At 64.5% G+C, this 24244-nt stretch carries 22 protein-coding genes; 13 read left to right on the forward strand and 9 right to left on the reverse strand.

Features of this window, described 5'->3' with window-relative positions; genetic code table 11:
* Window positions 1-185 precede the first annotated feature (185 nt).
* From ASE52_RS01670 to ASE52_RS01680, 3 genes are all read right to left on the reverse strand, one after another.
* A complete protein-coding gene (locus ASE52_RS01670) occupies window positions 186-1067 on the reverse strand; it encodes an intradiol ring-cleavage dioxygenase (RefSeq protein WP_057223286.1) in 882 nt (293 codons plus the stop codon).
* Between the two features lie 179 nt (window positions 1068-1246).
* Window positions 1247-2338 carry an RDD family protein gene (locus ASE52_RS01675; protein ID WP_057223287.1) on the reverse strand — a complete coding sequence of 364 codons (1092 nt, stop codon included), beginning with the start codon at window positions 2336-2338 and terminating at the stop codon, window positions 1247-1249.
* A gap of 109 nt (window positions 2339-2447) precedes the next feature.
* On the reverse strand, window positions 2448-3056 hold the full coding sequence (locus ASE52_RS01680) for a TIGR00645 family protein (RefSeq protein WP_029413653.1): 609 nt from the start codon (window positions 3054-3056) through the stop codon (window positions 2448-2450).
* 187 nt (window positions 3057-3243) lie between these two features.
* Between ASE52_RS01680 and acs the strand changes: the two genes are divergently transcribed.
* Both acs and ASE52_RS01690 read left to right on the forward strand, forming a co-directional pair.
* Entirely contained in the window at window positions 3244-5238 is a 1995-nt protein-coding gene (gene acs, locus ASE52_RS01685) for an acetate--CoA ligase (protein WP_057223288.1), read from the forward strand.
* A gap of 240 nt (window positions 5239-5478) precedes the next feature.
* On the forward strand, window positions 5479-5961 hold the full coding sequence (locus ASE52_RS01690) for a hypothetical protein (RefSeq protein WP_010460602.1): 483 nt from the start codon (window positions 5479-5481) through the stop codon (window positions 5959-5961).
* Between the two features lie 157 nt (window positions 5962-6118).
* Here ASE52_RS01690 and ASE52_RS01695 read toward each other — a convergent pair whose 3' ends face one another.
* Window positions 6119-6424, reverse strand: a complete 306-nt coding sequence (locus ASE52_RS01695) for a c-type cytochrome (protein WP_010460604.1) — start codon at window positions 6422-6424, stop codon at window positions 6119-6121.
* A gap of 114 nt (window positions 6425-6538) precedes the next feature.
* Between ASE52_RS01695 and ASE52_RS01700 the strand changes: the two genes are divergently transcribed.
* The 6 genes from ASE52_RS01700 (at window position 6539) to ASE52_RS01725 (ending at window position 11916) form a co-directional block, all read left to right on the forward strand.
* Window positions 6539-6781 carry a TIGR04438 family Trp-rich protein gene (locus ASE52_RS01700; RefSeq protein WP_010460606.1) on the forward strand — a complete coding sequence of 81 codons (243 nt, stop codon included), beginning with the start codon at window positions 6539-6541 and terminating at the stop codon, window positions 6779-6781.
* A gap of 51 nt (window positions 6782-6832) precedes the next feature.
* Complete coding sequence (gmd, locus tag ASE52_RS01705; RefSeq protein WP_082606727.1) at window positions 6833-7909, forward strand: GDP-mannose 4,6-dehydratase; 1077 nt, start codon at window positions 6833-6835, stop codon at window positions 7907-7909.
* A gap of 133 nt (window positions 7910-8042) precedes the next feature.
* Window positions 8043-9077: a glycosyltransferase family 1 protein gene (locus ASE52_RS01710; protein ID WP_241776896.1), complete on the forward strand. Its 1035-nt coding sequence runs from the start codon at window positions 8043-8045 to the stop codon at window positions 9075-9077.
* Window positions 8998-9918 carry an ABC transporter permease gene (locus ASE52_RS01715; protein WP_140426115.1) on the forward strand — a complete coding sequence of 307 codons (921 nt, stop codon included), beginning with the start codon at window positions 8998-9000 and terminating at the stop codon, window positions 9916-9918. The genes ASE52_RS01710 and ASE52_RS01715 overlap by 80 nt, the downstream gene beginning before the upstream one ends.
* A 25-nt stretch (window positions 9919-9943) precedes the next feature.
* Window positions 9944-10708 carry an ABC transporter ATP-binding protein gene (locus tag ASE52_RS01720; RefSeq protein ID WP_010460614.1) on the forward strand — a complete coding sequence of 255 codons (765 nt, stop codon included), beginning with the start codon at window positions 9944-9946 and terminating at the stop codon, window positions 10706-10708.
* Window positions 10709-10737: 29 nt separating this feature from the next.
* On the forward strand, window positions 10738-11916 hold the full coding sequence (locus tag ASE52_RS01725; RefSeq protein WP_140426116.1) for a hypothetical protein: 1179 nt from the start codon (window positions 10738-10740) through the stop codon (window positions 11914-11916).
* Between the two features lie 99 nt (window positions 11917-12015).
* On the opposite strand, the gene ASE52_RS01730 is transcribed toward ASE52_RS01725, so the two are convergent.
* Both ASE52_RS01730 and ilvD read right to left on the reverse strand, forming a co-directional pair.
* A protein-coding gene (locus ASE52_RS01730) for an IS3 family transposase (protein ID WP_140426117.1) occupies window positions 12016-13277 on the reverse strand; the annotation gives its coding sequence in 2 pieces (ribosomal slippage) (window positions 12016-12933 and window positions 12936-13277; 1260 coding nt in all).
* A 111-nt stretch (window positions 13278-13388) separates the two neighbouring features.
* Window positions 13389-15095, reverse strand: a complete 1707-nt coding sequence (ilvD, locus tag ASE52_RS01740) for a dihydroxy-acid dehydratase (protein ID WP_007855286.1) — start codon at window positions 15093-15095, stop codon at window positions 13389-13391.
* A gap of 163 nt (window positions 15096-15258) precedes the next feature.
* Here ilvD and ASE52_RS01745 point away from each other — a divergent pair, with 163 nt between their 5' ends.
* A complete protein-coding gene (locus tag ASE52_RS01745) occupies window positions 15259-16227 on the forward strand; it encodes a LysR family transcriptional regulator (protein ID WP_057223297.1) in 969 nt (322 codons plus the stop codon).
* On the opposite strand, the gene ASE52_RS01750 is transcribed toward ASE52_RS01745, so the two are convergent.
* From ASE52_RS01750 to bfr, 3 genes are all read right to left on the reverse strand, one after another.
* Entirely contained in the window at window positions 16224-17399 is a 1176-nt protein-coding gene (locus tag ASE52_RS01750; protein ID WP_057223298.1) for an MFS transporter, read from the reverse strand. The genes ASE52_RS01745 and ASE52_RS01750 overlap by 4 nt on opposite strands.
* Window positions 17400-17475: 76 nt before the next feature.
* Window positions 17476-18489, reverse strand: coding sequence for a helix-turn-helix domain-containing protein (locus ASE52_RS01755; RefSeq protein WP_057223301.1), 1014 nt, complete (start codon window positions 18487-18489; stop codon window positions 17476-17478).
* Window positions 18490-18638: 149 nt separating this feature from the next.
* Window positions 18639-19106 (reverse strand): bacterioferritin, encoded by a 468-nt coding sequence (gene bfr / locus ASE52_RS01760; RefSeq protein ID WP_010460629.1) that lies wholly within the window; start codon window positions 19104-19106, stop codon window positions 18639-18641.
* A gap of 248 nt (window positions 19107-19354) precedes the next feature.
* Between bfr and lgt the strand changes: the two genes are divergently transcribed.
* The 4 genes from lgt to ASE52_RS01780 all read left to right on the forward strand — a co-directional run bounded on the left by lgt (window position 19355) and on the right by ASE52_RS01780 (window position 24152).
* A complete protein-coding gene (lgt, locus tag ASE52_RS01765) occupies window positions 19355-20179 on the forward strand; it encodes a prolipoprotein diacylglyceryl transferase (protein ID WP_010460631.1) in 825 nt (274 codons plus the stop codon).
* A 611-nt stretch (window positions 20180-20790) separates the two neighbouring features.
* Window positions 20791-21459, forward strand: a complete 669-nt coding sequence (locus ASE52_RS01770; protein ID WP_010460633.1) for a GntR family transcriptional regulator — start codon at window positions 20791-20793, stop codon at window positions 21457-21459.
* Window positions 21459-23003 carry a malonyl-CoA decarboxylase gene (locus tag ASE52_RS01775; RefSeq protein ID WP_010460635.1) on the forward strand — a complete coding sequence of 515 codons (1545 nt, stop codon included), beginning with the start codon at window positions 21459-21461 and terminating at the stop codon, window positions 23001-23003. The genes ASE52_RS01770 and ASE52_RS01775 overlap by 1 nt, the downstream gene beginning before the upstream one ends.
* A 147-nt stretch (window positions 23004-23150) precedes the next feature.
* Window positions 23151-24152 carry a tripartite tricarboxylate transporter substrate binding protein gene (locus tag ASE52_RS01780; protein ID WP_010460637.1) on the forward strand — a complete coding sequence of 334 codons (1002 nt, stop codon included), beginning with the start codon at window positions 23151-23153 and terminating at the stop codon, window positions 24150-24152.
* Window positions 24153-24244: the final 92 nt, after the last annotated feature.

Raw genomic sequence — 24244 nt, forward strand, 5'->3', positions numbered from 1 at the left:
GCACGTGCTGCCGGCGCGGCGCGTGTGAGGGCGCAGTGCATTAAGGAAAGCGTTTGACGGGTGGGGCACGCCGTCAGAAACCGGCGCCGCCCAGGCCAGCGCACCCGTGGAACCGGCTTTGCCGGGCCACCGGGTGCGTCCCCCTCCGGGGGAAGGCGCCAAAGGCGACTCAGGGGGACTTTCAGTCAAGCAGCGATCGAGATCGTGATGTTGGCCGAGTACCCGCCGCCGCTGTTGGCCTGCATGGTGGTCATTTCCAGCGTGGTGCCGTCGCTGAAGACGTTGTCCGTGGCAAACGACATGGAGGCCAGGTTGCGCACGCTGGCGCTGTAGCCCGAATTGGCGCTGTAGATGGTGCTGAGCAAGGCCGTGGGGAAGGCCAGTTGCGTGGTCTTGATCTTGTTGCTCGCGTTGCTGGCTGCGGCCAGGCTTCGGTACACCTCCAGGTGCATGTGTGGCATGCGGCCCGCGTAGCAGCCGGGCACGACGGTGGTGAAGGTGACGGTGCCGTTCGCATCGGTGGCCTGCACGCCGCGCAGGTAGTTGTCGGCGATGTTGCTGGAGCTGTACACGGAATAGTTGCCGTCCTGCGTGCAATGCCACAGGTAGATGGCGTAGCCGGACAGCGCGGCGCAGCTCGCGTTGGTATTGGTCAGCGTGATCGTGATGGTGAACGGCACGCCGCTGACCTGCGTGGACGAACCGATGGAGCTGCGGATGTCCGAGCGCACGATGCCGCTGAGCGCCAGCACGTTGTAGGTGTTGTTGCTGGCATTGGAGCCATCGGCAGGGTAGGGGCCGGCGGTTTCCTCGGGGACGACCGAGCAGGTGGTTGTGGTGCCGGTACCCGTGCCGCTACCTGTTCCCGTGCCGCTACCTGTTCCCGTGCCGGTGCTGGTATCAGTGGTGTCGGTGGTGTCTGTGTCGCTGCCCCCACCCCCGCAGCCCAACAGGGTGGCCATGCCCAGCGAGCCCAGGGCGTTCAGGGCAAAGCGGCGGTTGGAGGGCGTCTGCGCGGCGGCGGCAAAGGGGGCGACGGTGGCTTGGGCGGCGGTGGTGCGGTCCATGGATTTCTCCTGCAAGTGGGGTATGGCCTGCACTGTGCCGCCCGATTGGGGAGAAATTTGGGAGCAAAAACGGTCCGATTGATTGCTATGATTTATATAGCTTTAAAAGCCCGGTCGTAAAGCGGCAGAGCGCTTTTTATTGAGAAGGCGGGATCCGAGCGCCCGCCTTGGTCAAGGCTTTACCTGGCGATCCCTGTGGCTTCGTGCCGGCAGCTGAAAGACCGGTCGCTGCGCGCAATGTCGTCGCTGCCGCACTGCCATTTGTGGATGTCCGTCTGCTGTTTGCGGGTGCGCAGCACCGGGGTGTAGACCAGGTGCTTGCCAGCCAGCGCCATGTCGCCTGTGCTGTCGGCAATGGTCAGCCGCACCACGCCATTGGCTGGATCGATGGCCATGGCCTGGAAACCTGCGGGAAGCTGCCCGGGCCGGCCCAGACCCACGGTGGCTGCGCTGGTGGGGAAGGCGCCCGTGCTCTGGTAGTGGTTCTCGACCAGCCGCAGCACGGTGCGCGCCGCGCCGTCCAGCTGGCGCACCGTTTCGCGGCGGGGATTGGCGGGCTCGTCGCCCTGGTTCCACAGCACCACGGCCACCATGGTGGCAAAGCTGAAGGCGGCCGTGCCCGCCAGCATGACCAGTCCCTTGAGGACCCAGCCGGGGCCACGGACCAAGGCCACGGCCTTCTGGATGGCGGTGTCGCTGGCACGGCGGGACACCACGAAGGTGCCGGTCATCGAACTGTGCAGGCCCCGCTCGCCAAACAGGGCGGTCAGCAAACGGTGCAGCAGGAAGGGCACCGCCAGAGTCAGCCCCAGGGTGAGCGAATACTTCAGAAAATGCCGCAGCACGGACCGCACGAGGCCCGGGCGCTCGCCCGAGCGGGTGACCACGCGCTGGCCCAGCAGCCGCTTGCCGGCAGAGCCCTGGCCCAGCGCGTCCATCAGCGCCGGGATGAACAGGCCCAGGATGCCCAGCGCCAGCGCCACCGGGTAGGTGGTGGCGGGCGCGCTGTCAAAGGCCGGACGGGCAAACACCCAGGCCAGAACCAACGCCATCGGGATGGCCACCATGGTCACCCCATCGATCAGCGTGGCGCCCAGGCGTGCCATGGTGCCCGGGAACACATCTTCGAGCTGCAGGTTCGTCTGGGTTTGCGGGGGCTTGTCAGGGGCTGATGCTGCTGCCTGCCCGCCGGCCACGGCCAGCGGCGCCTGGCAGCTGAAGCAGTGTGTGTAGGAGGCAGGGTTCTGCCAGTTGCAAAGGGGGCATTGCATGGTGGGTGCGCAGCAAAAGGGATAAAGGGTGAAGGGGGCGAAAAAGGGTGAAAGGGGAAATGTAAAAGAGGCCGCTCTGGGCGGCCTCTTTTATGGGGGGTGGGTCGTGTCAGTGGCGCGCGGGGGGCGCGGAGTGCGACATCAGGCGGTCCGTCAACGCAATGGCCAGTGCGCTCAGCAGGAACACCACGTGGATGATGGTCTGCCACATCAGCACCTTGATGTCATAGTTGGCGGCGTTGATGAAGGTCTTGAGCAGGTGGATCGAGCTGATGCCGATGATGGCGGTGGCCAGCTTGACCTTGAGCACGGAGGCGTTCACGTGGCTCAGCCATTCGGGCTGGTCGGGGTGGTCTTCCAGGTGCAGGCGCGAGACAAAGGTCTCATAGCCGCCCACGATCACCATGATCAGCAGGTTGGAGATCATCACCACGTCGATCAGCGCCAGCACCACCAGCATGATGATGGTCTCGTTGAGCGCGGTCACCTCGAAGTCGCTCTTGTAGCCGATGCTCGACACCAGTTGCTTGAGCGCCGCCGTGTTGCCGAAAGCGGCCTCGATCAGGTGCACCAGCTCCACCCAGAAGTGAAACACATACACCGCCTGCGCCAGGATCAGGCCCAGGTACAGGGGCAGCTGCAGCCACCGGCTGGCAAAAATCAGCGAGGGCAGGGGGCGCATGGGCGAGGGAGTGGCGGGGTTTTTGGGGAGGGACATGGAATGTAGGGTGGGTCTTGGGTCGCGCGATTTTAGGGGTGCCGCGTGACACCCCTCGCGCGCAAGTGCTTTCCTGTGCAGGGGCAGGTTGCCGATTCTGTAAGCTTCGTGCCAGTCAGTGGCTTGTAAGTGCCGCGCCCGACAGTACCGCCCAATTCCAATTCCATCAGACCCAGGAGACAACACCATGAGTGCGCCCACATCTGCCATCGAGTCCGTATTGGTTGAGAACCGCGTGTTCCCGCCCGCCGATGCGGTCGTCAAGGCCGCCCGCGTGTCAGGCATGGCGGGCTACGACGCGCTGTGTGCCGAGGCCGACAAGGACTTCGAAGGCTTTTGGGCGCGCCTGGCCCGTGAGAACGTACAGTGGACCAAGCCGTTCACGCGCACGCTGGACGAATCCAACGCGCCGTTCTACCAGTGGTTTGCCGACGGCGAGCTCAACGCCTCGGCCAACTGCCTGGACCGCCACATCGGTACGCCCACCGAGAACAAGGCCGCCATCATCTTCGAGGCCGACGATGGCACGGTCACCAAGATCACCTACAAAGAACTGCTGGCCCGCGTGAGCCAGTTTGCCAATGCGCTCAAGGCCCATGGCGTGGCCAAGGGCGACCGCGTGCTGATCTACATGCCCATGACGATCGAAGGCGTGGTGGCGATGCAGGCCTGCGCCCGCATTGGCGCCACGCACAGCGTGGTGTTTGGTGGCTTCAGTGCCAAGGCGGTGCACGAGCGCATCATCGACGCGGGTGCCGTGGCCGTCATAACGGCCAACTACCAGATGCGTGGCGGCAAGGAGCTGCCGCTCAAGGCCATCATCGATGAAGCCCTGGCGACGGGCGGCTGCGACACCCTGCGCCACGTGTTTGTCTATGAACGCACACCCACGGCCTGCAACATGGTGGCAGGGCGCGACAAGACCTTTACCGAGGCACTGGCAGGCCAGAGCACCGACTGCCCGCCCGTGGCAGTGGGGGCAGAGCACCCCCTGTTCATCCTGTACACCAGTGGATCCACCGGCAAGCCCAAGGGTGTGCAGCACAGCACCGGGGGCTACCTGCTGTGGGCCAAGCTCACCATGGACTGGACGTTTGACCTGCGCCCTGACGACGTGTTCTGGTGCACGGCCGACATCGGCTGGATCACAGGGCATACCTATGTGGCCTACGGCCCGCTGGCGGCGGGTGCCACGCAGATCGTGTTTGAAGGCATTCCGACCTTCCCGAACGCAGGCCGCTTCTGGCAGATGATCGAACGGCACCAGTGCACGATCTTCTACACCGCGCCCACCGCCATCCGCTCGCTCATCAAGGCCGCCGAGGCCGACGCCGCCGTGCACCCCGCACGTTCCGACCTGTCGAGCCTGCGCATCCTGGGCAGCGTGGGCGAGCCCATCAACCCCGAAGCCTGGATGTGGTACCACAAGAACGTGGGCGGCGAGCGCTGCCCCATCGTGGATACCTTCTGGCAGACCGAAACGGGTGGCCATGTCATCACGCCGCTGCCCGGTGCCACCCCGCTGGTTCCTGGCAGCTGCACGCTGCCATTGCCTGGCATCACCGCTGCCATCGTCGATGAAACGGGCAACGACGTGGCCAATGGTGCGGGCGGCATCCTGGTCATCAAGCGCCCGTGGCCCAGCATGATCCGCACCATCTGGAACGACCCTGAGCGCTTCAAGAAGAGCTACTTCCCCGAAGAACTCAAGGGCTACTACCTGGCGGGGGATGGCGCGGTGCGCAGTACGGACCGTGGCTATTTCCGTATCACGGGCCGCATCGACGACGTGCTGAACGTGTCGGGCCATCGCATGGGCACGATGGAGATCGAATCCGCCCTGGTTTCCAAGACCGACCTCGTGGCCGAGGCCGCCGTGGTGGGCCGTCCGGACGATGTGACGGGCGAAGCTATCTGCGCCTTTGTGGTGCTCAAGCGCTCGCGCCCCACGGGCGAAGAGGCCAAGCAGATCGCCAACGAACTGCGCAACTGGGTCGCCAAGGAAATCGGCCCCATCGCCAAGCCCAAGGACATCCGCTTTGGCGACAACCTGCCCAAGACCCGCAGTGGCAAGATCATGCGCCGGTTGCTGCGCAGCATTGCCAAGGGTGAGGCGATCACGCAGGACACGAGCACGTTGGAGAATCCTGCAATCCTGGATCAATTGGCCCAGACCAACTGATCCAGGAAGGCGCCGTTCATACGGCGCCTGCGCGCAGCGCTTGCCGGACTCGGGAACACTCATACCGCGCTTTGTCAAAGCCGAGCTAGGTGGACGCCCCGAAGCCACCTCCTTGCACAGCCTCACTGTAGGACGCCGCCTGAAATCAACCTCCTGCGGGCCGTAGCGGCTTCTGCATGCGTTACAACGGGGCATGGCGCTTGCGGATCTTCGCCTGGGCGCTGCCTACCGGAGGTTTCCATGCATCTGCGTTCCATTGTTCTTTTGGTGACGGTCGTAGCCATCGCTGCGCTGGCCGCGCTCAACTGGCCCACCCTCGCCGCGCCGTCCCTGGTGTCGCTGGGGATTGTGGTGTTTGAGGCTCCTCTGGGGCTCATCATGCTGGCCCTCACCGCGCTGCTGGGGATCTTTTTTGTTGCCTATGTCTTGTCGCTCCAGGGCTCCGTGCTCATGGAAACGCGCCGGCATACCAAGGAAATGCAGGTTCAGCGCGAACTTGCGGACAAGGCCGAAGCCTCGCGTTTCACGGAGTTGCGGGCTTTTCTGGATGTGCAGCACCAGCAGGCGCATGCCACCGTGTTGGCTCGGCTGGACGAATTGGAGGCACGCCTGGCAGCACGCGCCACCGAATCTGACAACTCCACTGCCGCATATGTGGGACAGCTGGAGCACCAGTTGCGCACGCGTGGCCTGGAGTCTGCACCGGTCGCTTCACGGGTTTGAGCGGAAGATCCGCCAGGTTTTTCCACGTTCGGGTTGTGGGACTTGCCTGGAGTGCGAAAACAAAAATAGAAGTCCCAGAAACACCAAAAGCCGCACCACGGGGCGTGGCACGGCCTTCAACAAGGGGCATACAACCCTAGGGGTGACGAGCGGTAAATTACTTCTGCGTCAGTACCCAGGCAGCCAGCTTCTTGGCTTCTGCATCGTTGACCTGCGCATTCGCAGGCATCGGAACCGGGCCCCACACGCCGGCACCGCCCTTGACGATCTTGGCGGCCAGCTTGTCCACTGCGTCCTTCTGGCCGGCGTACTTGGCCGCGACGTCCTTGTAGGAGGGGCCCACCAGCTTCTTGTCGACGGCATGGCAAGCCATGCAATTCTTCGAGGTTGCCAGGGCCAGATCGGCCATGGCAGGGGCGGCAACCGACAGCGTCATGGCAAGGGTGATCAGGGTACGCTTCATGGTGGGATTTCCTGTGGTTGGGTTACAGTTCTTTTAATGGAATTGTAGTGGCTTGGGTTGACAGGCATTTGTCCGCCGTCAACCGGGCGTTGTCAGCTTTTTCTGGAGATCGCGATGTACCTGCTGGGTCTTTCATTGTTGCTTCTGGCATTGAAGTATTTCGAGATCGGACCTGTGGCCGCCTGGTCCTGGTGGTGGGTGCTGGCGCCTTTTGGTGCCACGGCCCTATGGTGGGTTTGGGCTGATTCCACCGGATATACGAAGCGTAAAGCCATGGAAAAGATGGAGCAGCGCAAGCAGGACCGGATCAACAAAAACAAGGAAGCCCTGGGCATCCGTCCGCGCAAGCCACGCTGACACCAACACTCTGCAGCCTCTGGCCTTTGCTTTCCTGCGCGGAGAGCAGGCATTCCAAGGTTGCGCTACAGAAAAGAGCCCATCATCGTTGCACATGGCAAGACAGCCGTCATCACTGGTGTAACCGGACAGGACGGTGCCTATTTGGCAGAGTTTCTGTTGAAGAAGGGGTACCAAGTCGTGGGAACCCATCGTCGGACCAGCAGTGTGAATACCTGGCGCCTTCACGAGCTGGGCGTGCTGGGACATCCCAATTTGCTACTGGTCGATTTTGACCTGACGGACCCGGGCTCTGCCATCGCGCTCCTGCAGAAATTCCATCCTGATGAGTTGTACAACCTGGCGGCTCAGAGCTTTGTGGGTGCCAGTTTCGACGCTCCCACCACCACGGCGCTGGTCAATGGCCAGGGTGCATTGAATCTCCTGGAAGCCATCCGGCTGGTAGATCCCCGCATACGCTATTACCAGGCCAGTTCCTCAGAGATGTTCGGCGGCGTGGAGCAAGCGCCACAGTGCGAGTCCACACCCTTTTGCCCGCGCAGCCCGTATGCAGTCTCCAAGCTGTTTGCCCACTGGATGACTATCAACTACCGGGAGGCGTACGGAATGTATGCCGTCAGCGGCATTCTTTTTAATCATGAAAGCCCCCTTCGGGGCAGCGAATTTGTGACACGCAAGATATCGAGTGCCGTGGCTCGCATGGCCCACGGTGAAAGGGATGTGCTCGAACTGGGCAATCTGGACGCGCGCCGCGACTGGGGTTTTGCGGCTGAGTACGTGGAAGGCATGTGGCAGATGATGCAGGCCGAGCAACCAGGTACCTATGTTTTGGCAACGGGCCGCCAGCATACCGTGCGCGATTTTGTGCGCATGGCGTTCTCGGTCACCGGAATATCCCTGGAGTTTGTGGGCACCGCTGCGTCGGAGGTAGCCGTCGACGTGGGTACTGGTCGCGTCGTGGCGAGCGTTGATCCCAGCTTCTTCCGCCCTGCAGAGGTGGATCTCCTGGTCGGCGACGCTTCCCGGGCCAGGGTGGAGTTGGGTTGGGAGGCGCACACCACTGTGGAGCAGATCTGTCGAATGATGGTTGAAGCCGACTTGCGGCGCACTTATCCCGGGGCCCGATGATGGTAAACGACTGTTCGTTGTGGCGGCTAGCGCGCGAGGTCGTCCGATGAGGGTGGCTTTTGGGGTCAGCGTTCTTGCGCGGTCCGTCCAGCAAGGTGGGGTGGATGGTATTGGCACTTACACCCGGGAGCTGATGGCAGCCATGCCGCCGTCAGCGCAGCTGCAGCCGTATCTGTTCGATGCACCGGCGAGCTTGTGGGAGGGGGCGACCCCCGCGATCTCCTTTGGGCCTTTCGCGCGGCAGGCCCTGGCTGCCACGCTGCCGGGCATGGACTTTGGCGGAGTTCGCCGCGCGCTCTGTCCCGGGATTGATGTGGTTCATGCGACCGACCATCTGGTGCCCCGCTTGCGTGGCACGCCAGTGGTGGCGACAATTTTCGATGCGATCCCGCTGTCCCACCCCGAGTGGGTCCGATACCGATTCAAGGGCCTGAAAAACGAATTGTGGCGGCGCACCGCGTTCTGGGCGCAGCACGTCATCACGATTTCCGACTATTCCCGCCAGCAGATCGCTATGCATTTCCGCATTCCCGAGGAGCGGATCACCGCCATTCCGCTAGGGGTGGGGGCACGGTGGTTTGCACCGGTGGACGACGCCTTGGGAGAGGCCGTACGGTTGCGGCATGCGTTGCCGGATCGGTATTTTGTGAGTGTCGGCACCCTGCAGCCACGCAAAAATATCGGCCGTCTGCTTTTGGCCCATGCGAGCCTGCCCGAACACCTGCAGCGCGAGTGCCCCTTGATTGTGGTTGGCAAGCCGGGCTGGGGGTGCGAGGACGTCATCGCGCAGTTCACAGGGGGAGCGCTCAAGCATGTCCGCTGGTTGCGGCATTTGCCGGATGACGAACTTCAGGTGGTCATCAAGCGTGCGACGGCCCTGGTGTTCCCGTCGCTCCACGAGGGATTCGGATTGCCGGTGCTGGAAGCCTTTGCGGCGGGTGTGCCCGTGGTGGCATCCAATACGACCTCTATCCCGGAGGTGGCGGGCGACGCGGCCTTGTTGATTGATCCTCTTCGCGTCGACGAGCTTTCGGATGCGATGCGCCGCATCGCCGAGAACCCCGAGTTGGCAAGCCAGCTGGTCGTGCGTGGATGTGATCGCGTGCGCGCGTTCACCTGGCAAGCGTGCGCAGAAAAAACCCTCCGCGTCTACGAGTCGATGGCTTGAGTTTCTCGTGATGACACCTTCAACCACCCCCCCCCCCGTATCTGCGCGCCAGAGGCAAGTGCAATTGCTGGGGCTTGATATCTGGAGCGCCATGGTGGCGTGGCGCTTCTGGTGTTTCATGGGTTGGAACGATGTTGCCAAGCAGTATCGGCGGACCTTTCTGGGGCCTGTGTGGATTACGCTGCACACGGCCGTGTTCATCGTTGCGTTTGGCCTGATTGGTGCGCAGCTGTTCAAGTATCCGGCCGAATGGTACCTGCCGTATTTTTGTGCTGGGCATGTGCTGTTCGGGTACTTCAGTGCCCTGATCAATGAGGGCTGTTTGACCTATATCGGCTCGGATGCGTTCCTGAAGCAGACGCCTTATCCCAAGATGGCATTTGTTTTTCGCACCGTGTTCCGATGTTCCATCTTGATGCTGCACAGCGCGGTGATTGTGCTGGCCGTGTTGTTGTGGGCGGGGCGGCTGGGGGCGGTGCAGTGGGGGGCGCTGCTGGCTGCAACTGCACTGACGCTGCTTGCGGCCAGTCTGGTGGTTGCCATCCTTGGTGGGCTGGCGGCCCGCTTCCGTGACGTGACGGTGGCCCTGGGCAGCCTGATGCAGGTCAGTTTTTTTGTGACACCCGTGCTGTGGGTTCCTGACCAGTTGACCGAGCGTGCCCAGTGGGTGGTGCACCTGAATCCGTTGGCGCTTTTCCTGGAACTGATGCGCAGCCCCTTGTTGGGAACCGTCCCGGGCCTGCACACATGGGGCGCTGCGGTGGGCGTGGTCTTGCTGCTGGCGTTGGTTTTTTTCTGGCAGTACGTGGCGATCCGGCGGCGGATTGTGTACTGGTTATAGGCGCAGAGCCCCTCGGTATCGCAAGATGGTCCATATCCAGTTGACGGGCGTGTCAATCGACTTCCCCGTTTTTACAACCCGGTCCCGGGGGCTGCTGAACACTGTGCTGGGGCTCCCCCAGCGCGACAAGGCTCGCGTGGAGGCCAGCGGCTTGCGGCAGGTCAGCGTGCATGCGTTGCGCGATGTGAGCCTTGTGCTTCGCCCAGGAGACCGCATTGGCTTGATCGGCTCCAACGGGGCCGGAAAAACCACGCTGCTGCGTGTGCTTTCCGGAGTTTACGAACCCACGCAAGGTGAATTGTCCTTTCGTGGCCGGGTTGCCGCCCTCACGGACATCATGCTGGGCATGGACGTCGATGCCACCGGCTACGACAACATCATCATGCGCGGCATTGTGATGGGGCTGACGCGCAGGCAGGCGATGGGTCTTATTCCCTCGGTGGAGGCATTCACCCAGCTTGGCGAACACCTTCAGCTACCGGTCCGGACTTATTCCCAGGGCATGCTGCTGCGCCTGGCATTCGCGGTGTCCACAAGCGTCGTTCCCGATATCCTGCTCATGGATGAAATGATTGGCGCCGGTGACGCAAAGTTTTTCAGCCAGGCCAAGGAACGCATCAACGGGCTGATCGAACAGGTCTCCATTCTGGTGCTTGCGTCCCACAACGAAGTCATTCTCAAGAGCTTTTGCAACCGCGCGCTGGTCCTGAAGGATGGATGTGTGGTGATGGATGGAAGTGTGGAGGATGCGTTGGCGTTTCATAACGCCCAGCAAGGAGTCTCTCCGTGAGACTGGCATGTATCGGTCCAGCAGAAGTGTTGAACTCCATCGCATCGATGGGGCGCACTGAGGATGTGAGTTGGTCACCCGACGGGCGCCGTGTTGCCCTTGCCGCCATCACGCTGGACAAGGTGCTGATTGTCGGGGTGGACTGCCAGTTCGAAAATGGACAGAAGGTGCTGTACCTGACGGATACCGTGGAGGTTGCCTCCACCAGTCTCCGGCGCCCCCATGGCCTGTGCTGGATCAGTAACAGCATCGTCGCGGTCGCCAGTCGGGAGGGCAATGTATCGCTGTTCGACATTCCCCGCGCAGATCGGCTGACCTCTGTGTGTGACCTTCAACCCCGGTCCGTCATCAGCAAGCGTGAGACAGAACTCCTGAGCACCCCGGGAAGCCTGTGTGCACGGGATCTGGGCGCGGGACTGCATGAGCTTTGGGTGTGCAACGGCTTTTCCCACTATGTCACCCATCACCTGTTGAACACGGCGGCCGGCTTTTCCCACCTTGATGCACAGCTCCTCATGCAGCAGGGGCTGGAGGTTCCGGACGGTGTGGCGCTGGACGCCAGTGCGGACTGGGTGGCGGTGAGCAACCACGACCGCCACCTTGTAGCGCTTTATCGCAACGATGAATTCCTCGCGCCGGGCAACGAGCCCGCGGCAGAACTGCGTGGAATCAGCTATCCCCATGGGCTGTGTTTTCTGTCGGGGGGCCGCATCTTGTTGGTGGCGGACGCGGGCGCTCCCCACGTGGCGGTGTTTCACCGCGCTGCTTCGGGGTGGAAAAACCTGGCCCAGCCGAACGCCGTGATCCGCGTGCTGGACGATGACGTGTTCGAGCAGGGGCATCACAACCCGCGCGAAGGTGGGCCCAAGGGCATCGACGTGCATGAACCTTGGGGCCTGCTGGTCACTACCTGCGCGGAGCAGCCCCTGGCCTTTTTCGATGTCGATGAACTCATGGCGCAGGCCAAGGCCGTTGCACCAGAAGAAGCGATGCAAACGGGCTCACCTGGTACGTCGCCCGCAGACCGTACACGGGTTACCGTACTACGTCTTGCGCGCGATGTGGTGGCACGCGAAGCAGCCGTGACGGCCGCCGTGAGAAAAGAAATGGGCTTGATGCGTGCGAGCTGGTCCTGGCGGGTGACAGCGCCCTTGAGGACTTTGGCAGACGGTTGGATCCGGTGGTGGTCCAGGCGGCGCAAGGGTTAGGGCGGGATTCGCAGGAGGGGACGGAGCGCTGATGTACTTGGCAGGCGGGGTGTCGGAGGCAATGAGGCGTGCCAATGTGAGGTCATGACCCGTCCTGAATTAAGTTGACACCAGGGACGGTGATTCAAGCTGGCGAATGCCGACCAAGGACGCCCGATGCACCACATCGGGCGTTTGCATTTTCAACGATAGATGCGGCCGCTCGGCGTTGTAGATCTGGACCGACTGGCGCACCATGTGCCGGGCCTGCTCCAGATCGGCAGGCCGCTGCAGTAGCAACTCGCCCTTGAGGATGCCGTTGACCCGCTCGGCCAGCGCGTTCTGGTAGCAGTCGTAGCCGTCGGTCATCGAGCATTGCAGCCCGTGCCGCTGGTGGATGGCCTGGTAGTAGCTTGAGCAGTACTGGATGCCCCGATCCGAGTGATGCACCAGGCGTTGATTGCTTTGACGCGCGCGCAAGGCCATCTTCAGGGCCTGGGCTACCGGCTCGGTTTGCAGGCTGTCATGTACATGCCAGCCCACAATCTTGCGCGAGTAGGCATCGGTCACCAGGCTCAGGTAGACGAACTTGTCGGCCGTGGGCAAGTAGGTGATATCAGCCACCCATACCTGCTCGCTGGCCGTCGCCTGCATCTGCTGCTCCCCCGCCTTGAGCAAATCCGGATGGCGGCGAAACCGGTGATGGCTGTCGGTGGTCTTGTGATACGCCCGCCTGGGGGGCACCAGCATCTGCGCGTTGCGCAGCACGTCAAACAGCGCATCGCGCCCCAGACCGATCCCCTGGTGCGCCAGCTGCTCGCGCATCACATGGTGCAGCTTGCGCGTTCCCAGCCGCGGCTGGCGAATGCGCCGATCGCGAACCAACTCCACCACCGCCTGGGCTCGGCTCTCGCGCTGGGCGTGGCGCTGCTGGTCCTGGTAGTACGCCTGGCGGCTGTGCCCCATATAACGGCAAGCCCTCGCTACGCTCAGCCCTTGGACGAGCCGCTGCGCGAGGACTTGCCCAAAGGCTTTTTTACGACGCGCACCCCATAGTCCTTCTTCAGAACGTCGAGTACCGCTTCGAACAGTTGTGCCTTTTGCTGGGCCTGCTGCAGTTGCACTTGCAGGGCCTTGATCTGTTGCTCTGGCGTCAGCGGCATGGGGGTCTTGTTTCGGGGCATGGCCGCACATGATGCCGCGCGCCCCCACCCCTGGCGACCGTGCTTGCGCAGCCATACCAGCACCGTCGAGCGACCCTGAATCCCGTAGCGCACCTGCGCCTGCTTGTAGGTCAACTCGCCTTTTTCTACCTGTTCGACCACCGCCAGCTTAAAAGCCAGCGTGTAGTCCCTCTGCGTTCGCTTCGTGCCTGATTCCATGAGACCTGCCTTTTACTTCTAGAAAAGGTGTCAATCTCTGGCAGGACGGGTCATCACTCAGAAAAAAGCCCACCGGGGACGGTGGGCTTTTTCTTTTCTTGGTGCTGGATTTCAATAGGCGTCCAGCACCGCACCCTTGCTCGCGCTCGATGCGTTGAAGGCGAACTTGGCCTGCACGCCGCGGGTGTAGCGCGGGGCGGGGGCAGTCCAGCCGGCACGGCGCTTGGCGATCTCTTCTTCGGGCACGTTCAGTTCCAGCAGCAGCTGGCGCGCGTCGATGGTGATGCTGTCGCCTTCGTTGACGAAGGCAATGGTGCCGCCGGCAGCCGCTTCGGGCGCCACGTGGCCGACCACCATGCCCCAGGTGCCGCCGGAGAAGCGGCCATCGGTGATCAGGCCCACGCTTTCGCCCAGCCCGGCGCCGATCAGCGCGCCGGTCGGGGCCAGCATCTCGGGCATGCCGGGGCCGCCCTTGGGGCCCAGGTAGCGCAGCACCATCACGTCGCCGGCCTTGATCTTGCCGGCCAGGATGGCTTCGAGCGCCGATTGCTCGTCGTCGAACACGCGGGCCGGGCCGGTGATCACGGGGTTCTTCAGGCCGGTGATCTTGGCCACGGCGCCTTCGGGGCTGAGGTTACCCTTCAAGATGGCCAGGTGGCCCTGCGCGTACATGGGGTTGTCGATGTTGCGGATCACGTCCTGGTCGGCGCGGGGCACGTCAGGCACGTCCTTGAGCACTTCGGCAATGGTCTTGCCGCTGATGGTGATGCAGTCGCCGTGCAGCAGGCCGGCCTTGAGCAGCACCTTCATCACTTGCGGAATGCCGCCTGCGCGGTGCAGGTCCACGGCCAGGTACTTGCCGCTGGGCTTGAGGTCGCACAGCACGGGGGTCTGCTTGCGGATGCGCTCGAAGTCGTCGATGTCCCATTCCACGCCCGCGGTGTGGGCGATGGCCAGGAAGTGCAGCACGGCGTTGGTGGAGCCGCCCGTGGCCATGATCACGGCCACGGCGTTCTCGATGGCCTTCTTGGTCACGATGTCGCGCGGCTTCAGGTCCATCTTGATGGCCTCGATCAGCACCTTGGCCGATTCCTTGGCCGAGTTCATCTTCTCGTCGTGCGGGTTGGCCATGGTGGACGAATACGGCAGGCTGATGCCCAGGGCCTCGAAGGCGCTGGACATGGTGTTGGCGGTGTACATGCCGCCGCACGAGCCGGTGCCGGGGATGGCGCGCTTTTCGATCTCCTTGAGGTCGAAGTCGCTGAGCTTGCCGGCGGCGTTTTCGCCCACGGCCTCGAACACGCTCACGATGTTCAGGTCCTTGTCCTGGTAGCGGCCCGGCAGGATGGTGCCGCCGTACACATAGATGGCGGGCACGTTGGCGCGCAGCATGCCCATCAGGCCGCCGGGCATGTTCTTGTCGCAGCCGCCAACAACCAGCACGCCGTCCATCCACTGGCCGCCGACGCAGGTTTCGATGCAATCGCTGATGACTTCGCGGCTCACCAGGCTGTACTTCATGCCTTCGGTGCCCATGGCCATGCCGTCCGAGATGGTGGGCGTGCCGAACACCTGGGCGTTGCCGCCCGCTTCCTCGATGCCGGCGATGGCCGCGTCGGCCAGCTTCTGCAGGCCGCTGTTGCACGGGGTGATGGTGCTGTGGCCGTTGGCCACGCCGACCATGGGTTTGACGAAGTCGCCTTCCTCGTAGCCCATGGCGTAGTACATGGAGCGGTTGGGCGCACGCGACTTGCCTTGCGTGATGTTGGCGCTGCGGTGGTTGATGGGCTGGATCGGGATGGTCTTGCTGTCTGCCATGGCTGATTTCCTGGTGGGGGACTCGTTGTAATGGATGGGGCACTCCTGCGGCCAGGGTGTCCAACGCTCTCGGGGTGCAAGTATGCGGCGTTTGCCGCTGCGTTTCCAATCCCTTTCACCTGCTCGATTAATATGTAAAACGTATCACAGGCACATCATCGCCATGAAAGAAACCCTCATCGACGTCCGCGCCTGGCGCCAGTTCGTGGCCGTGGCCGAAGAACTGCACTTCGGCCGCGCCGCCATCCGCCTGCACATGACGCAGCCGCCGCTGACCCAGGCGATTGCGCAGATGGAGCGCTCGCTGGGCGTGGTGCTGTTCGACCGCACGCGCCGGCGCGTGGCGCTGACCCCGGCGGGCGAAGCCCTGCTGCCCGACGTGCGCGACTTTCTGGAACGCGCGCAGGCGCTGCCTGTGCGGGCCCGCGCCGCGGCGGCGGGCGAGGTGGGGCGGGTGCGGCTGGCGTTTGTCTCCACCATCGGCTTCGAGCGGCTGCCCGAGTGGGTGCGCGACTTTCGTGTGCTGTGCCCGCAGGTGGCGCTGGAGCTGGTGGAGGCCACGGGCGACGTGCAGCGCGCGCTCTTTGCGCGCGGCGAGCTCGATGCCGGGCTGGTGCTGCATTCGCCCGGTGCGGCGCCGCCCGAGCTGGCGCGCCTGGCCGTGGGCGAGGAGCCGCTGGTGCTGGCGCTACCGGTCAGTCACCCTTTGGCGCTGGCGCCACGCCTGGATCTGCCCGATGTGCTGGCAGAGCCCCTGGTGATCTTTCCGCGCCGCATCGTCCCCTCGTTGCATGACGCTATCTTCGCGCTGTACCACGCGGCCGGCCGCGTGCCCGTGGTGGCGCAGGAGGCCATCCAGATGCAGACTATCGTCAACCTGGTGTGGGGCGGCCTGGGCGTGGCCTGGGTGCCCGAGAGCGTGACCCAGTTCCGCCGCGAGGGCGTGGTCTACCGCGCGGCCGATGCCTTCGGGCCTGCTGTTGCCGCCAGGGCGAAGGCCAGGGCCGCAAAACCCGCTGGCGCGCCGCTGCTGCCCGTGTGCGAGACCAGCCTGGTGTGGCCCGCCGCGCTCGACAACCCGGCGCTGGCCCGGTTCATCGACTTCGTGCGTGAGCGCTCGAAGACCGCTTAGCCTGCTGCGACCGGCGCCGCGCGCCCGCGCACGAAGAGCAGGCCCGCGGCAATGGCCAGCAGCGGCAGCGCCACGGCGTTGATGGCGGTCCAGCCCACGCCGGTGAGCAGCGCGCCCGAGGCAAAGGACATCATCGCCGCCACGATGCCGTTGGCCAGCTGCATCAGTGCCTGAGCCTGGCCGCGCTCCTCGGGGGCATGCGATTCGGCCAGCAGCGTGGTGCCCGAGATCATCATCAGGTTCCAGCCCGTGCCCAGCAGGAACGAGCTGGCCAGGAACTCGGTGAACGAGATGCCCGACAGCGCCACCACCGCGCTGACCGCCAGGCACGCAGCGCCCACTGCTGCCACGCTGCGGCTGCCAAAGCGGTCCACCAGCACGCCCGAGAACAGCGCGGGCGCGAACATGCCGATCACGTGCCACTGGATCACCTGCGCCGCCGATGCTGCGGAAAACCCGCACACCTCCATCGCCAGCGGCGTGGCGTTCATCACCAGGATCATCAGGCCATGGCCGATGGCCGTCATCACCACCGCCGCCCGCAGGCCGGGCCGCGCGAGCAGGCTGCGCATCGCCGCCATGCCGCCCGCCGCCGGCTTGGGCGCCACCCCTTCGCGCAGCAACGCCATCACCGCCCAGCCCAGCGCGGCCAGCACTGCAATGGCCAGGTACGCGCCCGCCAGCGGCGTGGCCAGCACATTGCGCGACCACAGCGCGAGCGGCGGCGCAAACACCGCCGCACACAGGCCGCCCGCCACCACGCAGGCCGCGGCACGGCCTTTCTGCGTGGGGTCGACCGCCTCCAGCGCCGCATAGGTGTAGTAGCCCGACGAGGCCTGGTACGCGCCGATGGCCAGCGTGCCCGCGCAGAAGACCGCAAAGCTGCCCCACTGCACGCCCACCATGCTCACCAGCCCGCCGGCCACACCGAAGAGCGCACCGGCCTGCAGCCCCGCGCGCCGGCCCCGGCGCTGCATGAACAGCGACAGCGGCTGCACTGCCACCAGGTTGCCCAGCACCAGCAGCGCCAGCGGCAGCGTGGCCAGCACCGGCCAGGGCACCAGCCGCGCGCCCACGATGGAGGTGAGCGTGATGCCGATGATGGAACAGCCCCAGTACAGGGCCTGGCCCGCAAACAGCAGGCGAACGGACGCATTGCGCAAGAGCAGCATGGATCGACTTTCGGTGGCGCGCCGCATGGGCGCAAAGCAAGGGCGGTGGGGGAGAGAGGGCGCGGTGCGGCGAGAGTCAGTCGAGCAGCGCCCCCATGCCAAAGCGCTGCGCATACGCCTGCGGGCTCACGGCGCGGTGCTTGTGAAAGCTGCGGCGCAGGTTCTCTGGGTGCTCGAAGCCGCACAGCCGCGCGACGGTCGAGACCGACGCCTGGGCCTGCGCAAGCAGGGTGGACGCAGCCTCCACCCGCACGCGCTCCACATAGCGCCCGGGCGTGGTGCCCAGCTCGCGCTGGAACACGCGCGTCAGCGTGCGCGGTGGCATGCAGGCCTGCTCAGCCAGCGCATCCAGCGACAGGTCGCCGCCCAGCTGTGACGGAATCCATTCCAGCAGCGCCGCCAGCCGCGGCGCATGCCGGGTCTCGGGCGCCAGCAGCGCGCTGAACTGCGCCTGCCCGCCCGGGCGGCGCATGAACATCACCAGCCGCCGCGCCACGGCCAGCGCCATGGGGCGGCCCAGGTCCGCCTCCACCAGCGCCAGCGCCAGGTCGATGCCCGCCGTGACACCGGCCGATGTGAACAGGTGGCCGTACACAGCGCTGGACGCATCGTAGGTGTGCAAGCAGTCATCGTCCACCTGCACGGAGGGGTAGTTGCGGCGCATCAGGTCGGTGCGGCACCAGTGGGTGGTGGCATGCAACCCGTCGAGCAGCCCGGCATGCGCCAGCAGCAGCGCGCCCGAGCACACCGAGCCCATGCGGCGCACCTGCGGCTCTGCGCCGCGCAGCCATTGCTGCAGTGCGGTGTTGTCCAGTTGCGCGATGACGCCATCGCCGCCGACGACCAGCACGGTGTCCAGCTGCGCCGGGTCCAGCGTGGCCCAGCTGGCATCCGCCACCAGCGCGAACCCTGCCGATGTGGTGACGGGCCCTGCGGCCTCCGCCACCAGGCGCAGCACATACGCGGGCGGCAGGCCGTGGCCCGCGCGCTCGGCATTGGCCGAGCCGAAGACCTGCAGGGGGCCGACCGCGTCCAGGCTCATGACGTCGGGGTAGATCAGACACGCCACGGTACGGATGGATGGAGGCATGGGGGCAGTGTCGGCGTTTGCCGGGTTGGCTGCAATGACAATCACCCCACATATCTGGCCACATCATCCCGGTGTGGACGCCCATGAAAAAAGGCACGTCGCAAGGTGCCTGGCTCGATCATCGGGCGGGGTGGGCGCCCGGCGGCAGATCAGGCCGTTTGCGACTGCAGGTAGTTCTGCAGGCCCACCTTGTCGATCAGGCCGATCTGCTTCTCCAGCCAGTAGGCGTGGTCTTCTTCGGTATCGCGCAGTTGCAGCAGCAGCAGGTCGCGGCTCACGTAGTCGCCCACGCTCTCGCACAGCGCAATACCCTGCTGCAGGGCGGCGCGCACTTCGTACTCGGTGGCCAGGTCCTTCTTCAGCATGTCCGGCACGGTCTCGCCGGGGGTGAACTCCTTGGGGCGCATGTCGGGGCGGCCGCCCAGCATCAGGATGCGGCGCAGCAAGGCGTCGGCGTGCTGGGTTTCTTCCTGCATCTCGTGGTCGAGGCGGGTGAAGAGCCTGGTGAAGCCCTGGTCTTCATAGATGCGCGAATGCGCGAAGTACTGGTCGCGCGCGGCCAGCTCGCCGCGCAGCAGATCCTTGAAATAGTCGATGACTTGGGGGTTTCCCTGCATGTGTTTTTCCTTGTTTTGATGCGGGGAGTATCGCGCCGACAGTGGCAATCGCCGGCGATTCCCCCGTGCTGTCGCTCTGTATGCGTACTGGGATCAGGCGCGTTCGCATTCAATGGGGCTTGGCGCGATGCGGGCGCATTGGCGGCCGTGTGTCTTCGTGGGGCCGCGGCCGAGTGTCGCTTGTCCCGGTGGCGCGCAGGGCCGTGGTTCGCCAATGGTCTTCGACGCGCGGGCACAATACCGCCCAAATGCTGACGTACCCCCACATCGACCCCATCGCCCTGCAATTGGGCCCGCTGGCCATCCACTGGTATGGCCTGACCTATCTCGCGGCTTTTGGCCTGTTCATGCTGCTGGGCATCCGGCGCCTGCGGCACGAGCCCTTTGCGTCCATCACCGGCGCGGGGGCCTGGTCGCGCAAGGACGTGGAAGACATCCTCTTTCTCGGCGTGGCCGGTGTGGTGGTTGGCGGGCGCCTGGGCTACTGTCTGTTTTACAAGCCCGGCTACTACCTGAGCCATCCGCTGGAGATTTTTGCGGTGTGGCAGGGTGGCATGGCATTCCATGGCGGGCTGCTCGGGGTGATCGTGGCCATGCTGTGGTTTGCGCATTCGCGCAAGCGGCCGTGGCTGCAGGTGGCGGATTTCGTGGCGCCCTGCGTGCCCACCGGTCTCGCGGCCGGGCGCGTGGGCAATTTCATCAATGGCGAACTGTGGGGCCGCTTTGCCAGCCCGGACCTGCCCTGGGGCATGGTGTTCGCACACAGCGGCTCCATGCAGCCGCGCCATCCATCCCAGGTCTACCAGTTCCTGCTGGAAGGGTTGCTGCTGTTCATCCTGCTGTGGCTGTATGCGCGCAAGGAGCGCCGCCAGGGCCAAGTGGCTGCGGCCTTCCTGGTGGGCTATGGCGTGTTCCGATTCATTGCCGAGTATTTCCGTGAGCCCGACAGCTTTCTGGGACTGCTGTCGCTGGGCATGAGCATGGGCCAGTGGCTGTGCCTGCCGATGATCGCCGCGGGTGTCCTGTTGTGGCTGTGGTCGCAGCGCCAGCCGGCGGGGGCGCAAAAAATCTAGTGAAAATGGCACCTGGCGCTTATTGAATATGCGTTGGCAGCTATTGAAAATATAGCGATTTGTCGCAAAAGCTGCGACAGGTGCTCTGCGCTTGGGACCGGTGCGAGGTCCTTGGTGATGGAGTTCAGGTAGCGCGAGGCGCCGGGCAGCGGAAATCCGTGCGACGTTGTTGGGGCGTGCCGCTGGTGCCTGTGGCGTGAAACTGCGGCAGGAACATCTGGACGGCCTGGGCGAGGCCGTGCGATTTGGACGCCACTGTGGCCGGACGACTTGCCCGCTGGGTGCTGCGGGGGAGGGGCTTTCCACGGGCGAGCCGCCATGGCGAGTTGAAGCTGAATGGCTCCGCAGAAAAGGCCGAAGAACGGCAAGTCGGGCCCGCCGAAGCCCGGCATTTGCCCACTACATGTTGCGCCACCGCCGCAAGACACAGGTTTTTACCCAATAGCCTCCAGATTCGCAGGCTTTTCTCTTGTTATTTTGCGTAATTATGAGAAATTACGGATATGTGCAAACAAAGCAATTGTTTGCAGGCATTTGGATACTCGTTGGCAGCAAAAGCTGCAGGCCAATGGTCCGCCCGTGATTGATCACCCTGGAGTTTTACCCGCACCATGCGCCCGGTTCCCAATTCATTGCACGACGAAGCGGCCTCGCGTTTGCGCGAGCAGATCTTTGCCGGTGCCTTGCCACCCGGGAGCTTTCTGGACGAGGCAGCCCTGTGCGAGCGGCTGGCGATTTCGCGCACACCGCTGCGCGAGGCGCTCAAGGTGCTGGTGGCAGAAGGCCTGCTGCGCCACGAGCCACGCCGGGGCTGCTTCGTGGCCGAGATCACCGAACGTGATCTGGACGACCTGTTTCCGGTGATCGCGCTGCTGGAGGGGCGTGCCGCCCATGAGGCCACGCGCAAGGCGGGCGCGGCGGATGTGGCTGCGCTCGATGTGCTGCACCAGCGCCTGCAGCAGTTTGCGTCCGAAGGCCTCATCGCCGACTACTACGAAGCCAACTACGCCATCCACGAAGCCTTCATCACGCTGGCAGACAACCGCTGGCTGGCCCAGGTGATCGGCGATTTGCGAAAAATTCTGCGCCTGGCGCGGGCGCAGACGCTGCATGTGCCGGGCCGCCTCCAGCAAAGCCTGGCCGAGCACCTGGCCGTGTTTGCCGCGCTCAAGGCGCGCGACTGCGACGCCGCCGAAGAGGCCATGCGCAACCACTTGTTGCGCCAGCGCGATGCGCTGCGCGACGTAGCCCGCAACCAGCAATCGAGGCTGACACCATGATGAACAGTACCCCCGAATGGATCGCGCGCAGCGTGTCGCGCTTGCGCACCGCCGCGCCTGCTGCAGACAAGGCCGCAGAAAAATCAGCCGATAAGACCTCCGATAAAACGGGCGACAAGGCTGGCGACAAGGCGACCGACAGATCAGCCCGGGCCGGGCTCGATAAATCCGTGTCCGATGTGGTGGCCAAGGTGGCCGTGCCGCGTTCTACGCACGAGCGGCTGCAGGCCACGCTGCGGCGTGGGCAAGAGGCGTTGTCGCCCCGTGCGCTGCGCCGCCTGTTGACCGATCTGCAGGAGGTGGTGGCGCCCCAGGTCAGCGAACTCGAAGGCGGGCGCCGTGCCCAGGCCGTGGCCGAGTGGTATGCCAAGGCCGAGCCTGAGGAGCGGCGCGACATGTGGCTCTTGATGTGCGAGCAATTTGCGCCGGACGCCACGCGCTTCAAATCGGCCCGCCAGCGTTACGAGGCCGCGGCCGGAACGGCCGAAGAGGGCCAGGCCGAGATCAGCCTGCGCCGCGCGCTGGTGTCGCCGCGCACGCGCTTGCTGCAGCGGTTTTCGGTGTCCCCCGAAGGCATGCGTTTCTTGCTCGACATGCGTGCCGAGTTGCTGCCCCTGCTCAAGGCCGACAAGCGCCTGCTGGCGCTGGATGCCGAGCTGGAGCACCTGTTCTCGACCTGGTTCGACGTGGCGTTTCTGGAGCTGCGCCGCCTGTCGTGGGACTCGCCCGCTTCGCTGATCGAAAAGCTCATCAAGTACGAGGCCGTGCATGACATCCGCAGCTGGGCTGACCTGAAGAATCGGCTCGACAGCGACCGCCGCTGCTACGGCTTCTTTCACCCGCGCCTGCCCGACGAGCCGCTGATCTTTGTGGAGGTGGCGCTGGTGGACAAGATCTCTTCCAGCATCACGCCTTTGCTGGACGAAGCGGCGGCGCCGGCTGACATCGGGCGCGCCACCACGGCGATCTTCTATTCGATCAGCAACACCCAGACCGGCCTGCGCGGTGTGAGCTTTGGTGACTCACTCATCAAGCACGTGGTGGAGACCCTGACTTCCGAGTTTCCCCGGCTGCGTACCTTTGCCACGCTGTCGCCCATCCCTGGCTTTCGCTCCTGGCTGGGCAAGCATGCGGGTGCGATGCTGGAGCGCCTGGACGACAAGCGCCGTTCCGAACTGGGGCGCGCCGTGGGTTTTGAGCCTCCCCAGGCGACCCACCTGCTGGCAGCGCTCGACAAGGCCACCGAGCTGGATGCCAAGTCGCCCGTGCGCCAGATGCTGATGGAGTGCGCCGCGCGCTACCTGGGCCGTGAACTGCAGGAGGGCAAACCGGTGGACCCTGTGGCCCGGTTCCACCTGGGCAATGGCGCGCGGGTGGAGCGCCTGAACTGGGCGGGAGACCCGTCCAACAAAGGACTGAAACAATCGTATGGGTTGATGGTGAATTACCTGTACGACTTGAAGCGCATCGACAAGCACCGCAGCTTGCTCGCGCAGGGCAAGGTGCCGGTGTCGGGGGACATCGACAGCCTGTGCCGCGACTGACCGCAGGCCCTGCTGCCGGGCGATGCCATCATCGTCATCATCGGCGCAGAAAATGGTGCGCCACATCGGGCAAGCAGCCGGTGTAAGCGGTGCTTGGCATGGTGGGGTCCTGCATTCCCTTTTTACAACGACGACAGGAGACAAGAAATGAAAGACATGCGAATGCAGCGCCGAGACGTGCTGTTGGGGGCGGCCGCCACGGGCCTGGGGCTGGCCACGGGGGCCGGACCTGTGTGGGCGCAGGCATCGGCCTGGCCGACCAAGCCGGTGAATCTGGTGGTGCCGTTCCCTGCGGGCGGCGGCACCGACGCCTTTGCGCGCCCGCTGGCGGCGCAGTTCTCCAAGGTGACTGGCAAGACGCTCGTGATTGACAACCGGGGTGGCGCTGGCGGCACCGTGGGGGCCAGCTTTGCCTCCAAGGCCGCGCCGGATGGCTACACGCTTTTCATGGGGGCTGTGCACCACGCCATTGCGCCGTCGATGTATCCCAAGCTCGACTACGACATCGAGAAGGATTTCATCCCGCTGTTCCTGCTGGCCAACGTGCCCCAGGTGGTGGTGGTCAACCCCAAGAACGTGCCGGTCAGCAACTTCCAGCAATTCATCGAATACGTGAAGCGCAACCCCGCCAAGCTCAACTATGGCTCGGCTGGTGCGGGCACGTCGCACCACCTGGCCGGTGAGCTTTTCAAGCAGCAGACCAACACCTTCATCACCCACATCCCTTACCGGGGCGCGGGCCCCGCATTGCAAGACCTTATCGGTGGCAATGTGGACATGATGTTTGACGGCCTCGGCTCGTCGGCCACCCACATCAAGAGCGGCCGCATCAAGGCGCTCATGGTGTCTGGCCCCAAGCGCAACGCGGCCTTCCCGGACGTGCCTTGTGCCTCCGAGGTGGGCTTGCCCGACTACACCGTGACCACCTGGTACGGCCTGTGGGCGCCCAAGGGCACACCCGCTGACGTGCAGGCGCGCATCGTGGATGAAGTGCGCAAGCTGGGGGGCGCAGAAGAGCTCAAGACCATCTGGGCCAACAACGGCGCCGAATACGGCGGCCTGACCCAGCCGCAGTTTGCCGCCATGGTCAGCAGCGAGGTCAAGCGCTGGGCGGCGGTGGTGAAGGCTTCTGGCGCAAAACTTGATTAACCCCCTAAGGCACTTCGCGCCATCCCCCTGAGGGGGATGCCACCCGTGGCCTGGCAGAGCCAGTTCCACGGTGGCACTGGCGATGGCGTTGC

Source organism: Acidovorax sp. Root275 (assembly GCF_001428965.1).
GTDB classification, from domain to species: domain Bacteria; phylum Pseudomonadota; class Gammaproteobacteria; order Burkholderiales; family Burkholderiaceae_C; genus Acidovorax; species Acidovorax radicis.

What these genes read in the sequence shown, in the direction of transcription:
- ASE52_RS01695 (WP_010460604.1), bottom strand. Translation starts at nt 6,424, where the DNA reads ATGAAGCGTACCCTGATCACCCTTGCCATGACGCTGTCGGTTGCCGCC.
- ASE52_RS01700 (WP_010460606.1), top strand. Translation starts at nt 6,539, where the DNA reads ATGTACCTGCTGGGTCTTTCATTGTTGCTTCTGGCATTGAAGTATTTC.
- ASE52_RS01670 (WP_057223286.1), bottom strand. Translation starts at nt 1,067, where the DNA reads ATGGACCGCACCACCGCCGCCCAAGCCACCGTCGCCCCCTTTGCCGCC.
- ASE52_RS01690 (WP_010460602.1), top strand. Translation starts at nt 5,479, where the DNA reads ATGCATCTGCGTTCCATTGTTCTTTTGGTGACGGTCGTAGCCATCGCT.
- ASE52_RS01710 (WP_241776896.1), top strand. Translation starts at nt 8,043, where the DNA reads ATGGCAGCCATGCCGCCGTCAGCGCAGCTGCAGCCGTATCTGTTCGAT.
- ASE52_RS01745 (WP_057223297.1), top strand. Translation starts at nt 15,259, where the DNA reads ATGAAAGAAACCCTCATCGACGTCCGCGCCTGGCGCCAGTTCGTGGCC.
- ilvD (WP_007855286.1), bottom strand. Translation starts at nt 15,095, where the DNA reads ATGGCAGACAGCAAGACCATCCCGATCCAGCCCATCAACCACCGCAGC.
- ASE52_RS01780 (WP_010460637.1), top strand. Translation starts at nt 23,151, where the DNA reads ATGAAAGACATGCGAATGCAGCGCCGAGACGTGCTGTTGGGGGCGGCC.
- bfr (WP_010460629.1), bottom strand. Translation starts at nt 19,106, where the DNA reads ATGCAGGGAAACCCCCAAGTCATCGACTATTTCAAGGATCTGCTGCGC.
- ASE52_RS01720 (WP_010460614.1), top strand. Translation starts at nt 9,944, where the DNA reads ATGGTCCATATCCAGTTGACGGGCGTGTCAATCGACTTCCCCGTTTTT.
- ASE52_RS01775 (WP_010460635.1), top strand. Translation starts at nt 21,459, where the DNA reads ATGAACAGTACCCCCGAATGGATCGCGCGCAGCGTGTCGCGCTTGCGC.
- ASE52_RS01755 (WP_057223301.1), bottom strand. Translation starts at nt 18,489, where the DNA reads ATGCCTCCATCCATCCGTACCGTGGCGTGTCTGATCTACCCCGACGTC.
- ASE52_RS01770 (WP_010460633.1), top strand. Translation starts at nt 20,791, where the DNA reads ATGCGCCCGGTTCCCAATTCATTGCACGACGAAGCGGCCTCGCGTTTG.
- ASE52_RS01750 (WP_057223298.1), bottom strand. Translation starts at nt 17,399, where the DNA reads ATGCTGCTCTTGCGCAATGCGTCCGTTCGCCTGCTGTTTGCGGGCCAG.
- lgt (WP_010460631.1), top strand. Translation starts at nt 19,355, where the DNA reads ATGCTGACGTACCCCCACATCGACCCCATCGCCCTGCAATTGGGCCCG.
- ASE52_RS01680 (WP_029413653.1), bottom strand. Translation starts at nt 3,056, where the DNA reads ATGTCCCTCCCCAAAAACCCCGCCACTCCCTCGCCCATGCGCCCCCTG.
- acs (WP_057223288.1), top strand. Translation starts at nt 3,244, where the DNA reads ATGAGTGCGCCCACATCTGCCATCGAGTCCGTATTGGTTGAGAACCGC.
- ASE52_RS01675 (WP_057223287.1), bottom strand. Translation starts at nt 2,338, where the DNA reads ATGCAATGCCCCCTTTGCAACTGGCAGAACCCTGCCTCCTACACACAC.